The organism is Bacteroides sp. CAG:189, assembly GCF_000432295.1.
Lineage (GTDB): Bacteria > Bacteroidota > Bacteroidia > Bacteroidales > Bacteroidaceae > Bacteroides > Bacteroides salyersiae.
Genome location: NZ_HF991126.1, coordinates 165,707 through 172,478, shown reverse-complemented (window position 1 = coordinate 172,478; position 6,772 = coordinate 165,707). Strand labels below are relative to the sequence as shown.

Sequence of the window (6,772 nt, the reverse complement as noted above, 5' to 3'; positions counted from 1 at the left end):
CCTTCGACAATACAGCCACCAGGCCAACGAACAAAATCGGGATGCAACGACTCAAGCATTTCGGCAACATCTTTTCGCAATCCGTTTTTATGTCCACGAAAAGTATTCTCGGGAAACATCGATACAAAATCAATATATACTTTGCCTTTATGAGGTAATAACAAAGCAAAACGAAGATCATTTGCTGTTACATCAACTGTAAAAGTTCCTTCATAACGATTCCAGGAACCATCCTGTACAACCCGGAATTCCTCAGAAGCCACAACCTGTTCCTCACGATCCAGCAGGACAGCTTTCACTACAGCATTCCTCAATTCTTCCGTAAACAAATGAAATTGAAAATTATACTTTTGTCCTTCGGTTACAGCTATTCCCCAGTAACCGGCATTCATAACCAATACATCAGATACGGATGCACCGAGATTTACAAATAAGGAATGAGGAGTAGCACTGTTCAATGGTTTCTCCTCCGTTATTTTATAAGAAGGAACGGTTGTACCGGAAATACACTTAACTTCCCAGCCTTCCATAAAAAGAGAATCGCTCCATGCAATACTAAAATGATTGATGGAATCATTGGAATAGCAATGTAAAGGTTTGGCTATCGCTTTTCCATCCTTCAAAACCGTACCGGAAGGCAAAGTACCATCTTCAAAACCACGGTTTCTTATCATTTCCGCATATAAACCTCCATCACCGGAATGAGTAATCTCTTCAAAAAAGATACCATATAAAGAGGAAGGTATCTCGGCCTCTTCTTTTGACAAATCAATCGTTACTACATCAATAGGTTGATTGCAGGACAGTAAAGAGAACAAACCTCCAAACTGTACCATTGTTTTCACCCATGTTTTCATACTTTATTTCCTTTTATTTCTAAGATAATGATCCAATGACTTCATAAAGACACCACCAACTACCGAACGTGCCCGAAAATTAATATAATCAGCATTCAATGTTTCATACCAATCGCCTAAAGGAACTCTTGAGGAAGTTTCATTCACATATTTCCAAATAGGTCGTATCAGCTCCTGAAAGTCACTCTCCGAATCGGCCATGGTAGCGCTCCATACTGTATCATCTATTTTGCCCCATGTGAAGCGATTATCCAAAGGTAATCCATATTTATTCTGGTTTTTCAGATAGAAAGCAACTTCCTTTTTCATTATTTCAGTAGGCAACACATTCATTCCCAAAGTTTTGTCCCACACAAAATTATACTTCTGACTCCAAGTATCCGGCCGATCAAAAGCCAAGCGATAATGGTCTCCATCATTAGCCTTACGTTCCCATTCAATAGCCATTTTTTTAGCCATCTCAGTATATTTCTTAGCTTCCTCCGGTTTATTTAACATTTTAGCCAGACGTCCATAACCAGCAATAGCCATTATAGCTTTAGCGGATAGATTTGCATTATGTGCCAAATGTCCTGCAAAATCTTCAGTACATAACTGATTTTCAGGGTCCAGTCCCTCCTCTGCCAGATAATTACTCCAAATAGTCAATGTTTCCCAATGTTTGGCTGCATAGTCCGCATTTCCATCAGCAATAGCAATCGCCGTTGTCATAATCAACATATTTCCTGTTTCTTCCACAGGCATGTCTTCCTGATAAGTTTGCCCATTTGCCAATGGATATGTACCAACATCGTGTGCTGCAAAGTTTTTTTTCCAACGTCCGGACTCACTATAATCAAATATAAAATTCAGCATGGCTTTCATTATTTCCGTATTATACTGGATAAAAACAGGACAAGAAGGATACGTCACATCCACTGTACCAATAGATCCATTACTATTATTCTCTTTTGAAAAAAAGAACAATTCATCTTCAGGACCTAAGACCAATTTATGAGCCGCTACCGCCTGACGATAAGAAGCAGCACAAAGTTCGGCATACTGTTGTCCACCAGCTTCAACCGCATCTTTCATCACCTTATAATCCCACTCGTCACATCTCTGCATGGTTTTGGTATAGTTTTTTCGGGCATCGGCCAATGCAGCTTCCATCGTCGGATATTTTTTCTTCCAATACGCCTTCAAGTTTTGCCCGAAGTATTGGACAGAGGCAATGTCGTCATAGCCAATCATCAGATAGCCTTCTGCTTTTTGTTCTTTCACATTACCCATATTTTCACTATACGCCAAGAGGGTTTCGTCCTTATCTAACCGTGCGGATGTCCGGGTTGTTTTTGTAACTGGCAGTATTCCTTTTTCGGCAAAACTCTTCTGAATAGATACTGGAGCCCCCATAGACATATCAGAGGCTTCCGTCTGTTTACCTGCCAGATAAAAATACCCCCAATCAATACAAATGATATCACCGCTTTTACCTAAAACATTCTGTTCTAAAGTTCCTGTTTTTAGTACATGAATGCCAGAAGATTGATAGCTTTCTACACTAACCTCTTGTTCCGGGCTGTTAACTGCCCATTTGGGAGTTGCAGAGAAATAGATCTGTACATCATGTGCACGCTTGTCCAACGACCGAACTTCATAACTAATATAATTAACCGGACTACTCAATAAATCCAGATCGGTAAGAACCAATGGACTCGTAAACTTCAAATCCAATTGCACTGGACCGCAATAAAAAGAATAATAAGTTTGAGTAGGTAATACATTCACCTTTATTTGTTCGGCCTCCGTGCCAAAAAAGGACTCTACCTCATCCTCGGTAAAAAGACCAAAATCAACATAAGCTCCTCCCATCGTATTATGGCAATGAGCTGCAATAAGATTATCTTCTGATGTCAGAGATTTCACTTGTTCCGCATCCAAAGGTTGCACAACATAGTTTCTCCACTTATATCCTGTGTTCACCAACATCTGCCCATTCAGATACAATTCAAAAATATCGTCATGTGAATAAATCAGATATAACTTTTTCTTGATAACATTTTTATGATCGATTGAGAATTTCCGGCGTATCCAAATATCCCCCTGGCTCCATCCGGTTTTAACGTGAGACATATCAGCACTTCCAAATGCCCCCACACCTGCCTGCCATCCCACATCATTATACTCTTTTTTATACCAATCGGCCAAAGGCAATGTATTTGTATATTTAGCCTGCCATTCTTCGTTCCGAGCATCTTTTAGTATTGCTTTTAATACTTGCTTATCCTTCCCCATAAAACGATAGCATTTACCATCTACTCTCAAAACACCTACTAAAGGATGTTCTGTTCCCGTCCAATGCCTGACGTCATCTTCATACAGTTTATCAGTATGCGACCACGCAGAAATATAAGGGTCAATTGTAATCAATGGATAAGCAGGAGCCCTGAAATGAGAAGCCGGCACTTCTTTATTATTCCCAGCTTCTACATAAAAAGACAAAAAACTTAATAGTAAAAGTAAAATATTTTTCTTCATAATTATACTCAAATTCCTGACGTATTCAATTTTCTAACATATAAGTTATCTTCTGTCAAAACATATAACTCATTCATATCTTTACCACCCAAACATAAAGAATGTATTTGTTCACCGGGTATTGGTAATATAGCTCTTACCAACCCCTCTCTGTCACAAACCTGAACTCCCAGCAGAGTCGCTACATAAAGATACCCCCTGCTGTCAAATACCATATTTCCGTTTTCAGAAGCAAAAGAATCATTGGTACTATGCAATCTGTAATAAGGCTGTTTATCAGAGAATAAATCGTTTTCCGAGGGAACATAAGAATATATCCATTGGGAATTTACTCTCCTCTGTACTAAACGTGAATGATCAGGATATATAGCCAAAAACTTCCCTCCTACCTCATCTTCATCTATTTTTTCTTTTGATTTTCTGTTCAAATTTACTTTCCATAATATATTTCCATTATCTTTCTGCTGAACTGTATATACTACTGATTCATCCACCGGTAAAATACTTTCGGTCCCTTGCATCCCCTTCAGCAATATGTCACGTTTATCATTCATGAGTCTACCCGACGAATCCAATAATAACAAGTTATTATACAATACACCTACCAAAGAGCAATCAGAGAATCGACCTAAATTCTGTATACCATCCTGATTCAGTTTATGGATATTCTGATCAATTGTTTGAAATATAATATCTCCGGAATTATTGGCAAACAGGCTACTGGATATTACTCCTGGTAACTCTATCTCCTGCCACTGTGATTGACTGTCTATAATTTCAGAAAGCATATCATTCCTCGAAACACCACACTCCACCTCTTTCGGCCATCCTTTCCAAAGCCAACGCATTACATCCGGAAAAATATTCTCAGCATGTACTCCGTCATGTCCACCATGCCCCCAAGAGTGAGCTACCTCATACCCGGAAAAGGACAAAGCTGATTCCATCAGCAAATTACCATCAAACCAATGCCCTAAAAGAGGATTCCATGCATCTTCTGTTCCGTCTTCCAAAAAGATACGAAGAGGTTTAGGTTCCGTTTTCCGTATCAACGCTGGATATTCATTACCACCTCTCATAGCTACAAAAGAGCCAAAAGCACTAAACACACGACGAAATGCATCAGGACGTTCCCAAGCAGCAGTAAAAGCGCAAATACCTCCACTGCTTGCCCCTGCAATGGCACGGTCATTAGGATTCTTTGAAAAGTTTAATAAACGTCCGTCTGTAGTCTTTTTAGCTTCGGCATCAGGCAACAACTCCTCTAACAGGAAACGAACAAAACGGTCGTTAGTAGTATCAAATTCATAGCTTCTGTTAGCCCGGAGAAACTTTCCATTTCTTTCTATTTTACCTGGCCCCACAAAAACACCAATAGTCACTGGCATTTCCCCAGTTGCTATCAAATTATCAAAAACGGTAGTGGCTTTAAACAAAATGTCATCCATACATACGTACAAACAGGCCGGTTTATCACCTTTATAAGCTTTAGGAATATAAATCCAATAGCTTCTCTCCGTTCCCGGATAAATTTTGGAGTTGGTAAAACGAAATTCCAATACCTCACCGGCTACACTTTCGTCAACAGGCTGCTTCGCCGGATCATATGGATATTTTGCATCATATCCGGATTGGGCTGCAACATTTACGCAACAGAAAGTTACAACAATTGCCAATAAAAATCTTTCTACAGTTTTCATATCTTTCCATTTATAATATTCGTCATGGTATCACTTCAAAAGTAAATGTTCCGGATTTCAAATTCACCGGCTCGTCCTTTTGTAAAAATAACGTTGCTGTAGAGTTAGGAGGAACTGTCACTTTATAAATAATTTTTGCCCCTTTCCTATTCCATGAAGATTTAACCATGCCCTGAGGCGTAATATACGACACTTTTACATAACTAATATCTTTCAAAAAATAAGGTCTCAATATCACATTCTTAAATCCCGGACATGCAACATCCGGATTGATTCCTCCCAATGTTTTATAAAGCCAGGCACCAATTTCACCAAACATTATGTGATTTTCAGAAGTTATGGCTTTTCCATCATACTGCCACCACTCATGTAAAGTCGTTGCTCCCCGCTCAATCCAGTTACCCCATGAAGGTTCATCTGTCTGATTGGCTATTCGATATGCCTGTTCTACATTTCCTGTTGTGGTTAAAGCATCCAATAACGCCTGGCAACCAAAGATGCCGACATCCAAATGATCATTGTCCTGTTTTACTCGTGCTGATAAGTTGGCGGCTACTTTAGCACGGCAATGTTCGGGAACAATATTCCAACGCAAAGGCATACTCAACTCCGCCTGATAACCGCTTGCATAAATACCCGTTTCTTCATTCAAAAACTTTTTATTGATTGCAGTTTTTATTTTATCCGCCATTTTTCTATAAAAGAATAAATCATCCTCCTTATTGAATAACCGGGCTGCCTTTGCTATAATATCTACCATCCGGAAGAAACAGATGGATGCCGTTAATTCCTTATTAGATACCGCTTTATAAGGACACCAATCACCCAAACAAGCATCTGGGACTAAACCAGCCGGATAATGTTTCAGAAAAAAGTCTGCATGCTTTTTCATCATTTCATAATTTTCGGCTAAACAGGTAGCATCTCCATAAAATTCATAAATAGTCCAAGGAATAATGGCTACTGCACAAGTCCAATCAACCGTATTGTCCGTTTGCCCCCAGCCACCAGAAGGAATAATACAAGCAAGACGACCATTATCAAACATATTATCCTGTAAATCCCTCATCCATTTTTCATAAAAAGTAATGGCGTCGTAATTGTACAGCCCTGTTTCTATAGCCAGATGGGCATCTCCCGTCCAGCCGTTTTTCTCTCGTTGCGGACAATCTGTCGGAATTCCGATCAAATTGGACAGATAAGAATATCGGGTTGCACTCATTATCTTGTTAAACAAAGGATTAGAGCATTCAAAAGATCCAATTTCCGGAACATCCGTATGTACAAAACAAGAATTCAGACTCTTTTTATCCAGCTTTAAAGGCTTGTCTGAAGTGATTTCCACATACCGAAATCCTTTGTAGCTAAATCGAGGAACAAAATGGTCCTTTTTCCCATCTAAATAAATAATATCCGTTTGGAATTGCTCATCATCGGGGTGCTTTCCGTAACGTTCGGCATTGTAGAAACCAGTCAAACAATCATCATACACATGTTCTCTCTTTTCATCAAGACTTTCCGCATGTTTTATTTTCACACGAGTTCCCTCTATTCCCTTAAATACTCCATCAATTATTCCACACCAATTTTGTCCGAAATCAAACACATAATTGGTATCGCTAAACTTCTTAATACTTTTTGCATGTAGTCTGTCTGTTATACGAATCGGAGGCATGTTCAGAGCCACCAGTTTTT

At 39.2% G+C, this 6,772-nt stretch carries 3 protein-coding genes and 1 pseudogene; all 4 read right to left on the bottom strand.

All coding sequences use genetic code 11. The annotated features are described in order from the left end of the window. Positions 1-857 (bottom strand): annotated as a pseudogene (locus tag QVP90_RS19810) (alpha-L-arabinofuranosidase C-terminal domain-containing protein); the annotation flags it as partial. A gap of 3 nt (positions 858-860) precedes the next feature. Beyond that, positions 861-3,377, bottom strand: coding sequence for a glutaminase family protein (locus QVP90_RS19805; protein WP_005925183.1), 2,517 nt, complete (start codon positions 3,375-3,377; stop codon positions 861-863). An 8-nt stretch (positions 3,378-3,385) separates the two neighbouring features. Next, on the bottom strand, positions 3,386-5,077 hold the full coding sequence (locus QVP90_RS19800) for an alpha/beta hydrolase-fold protein (protein WP_021937397.1): 1,692 nt from the start codon (positions 5,075-5,077) through the stop codon (positions 3,386-3,388). Positions 5,078-5,099: 22 nt separating this feature from the next. After that, positions 5,100-6,772 (bottom strand): family 78 glycoside hydrolase catalytic domain (locus QVP90_RS19795; RefSeq protein WP_288204940.1); only part of this gene is annotated, 1,673 nt, incomplete at its 5' end.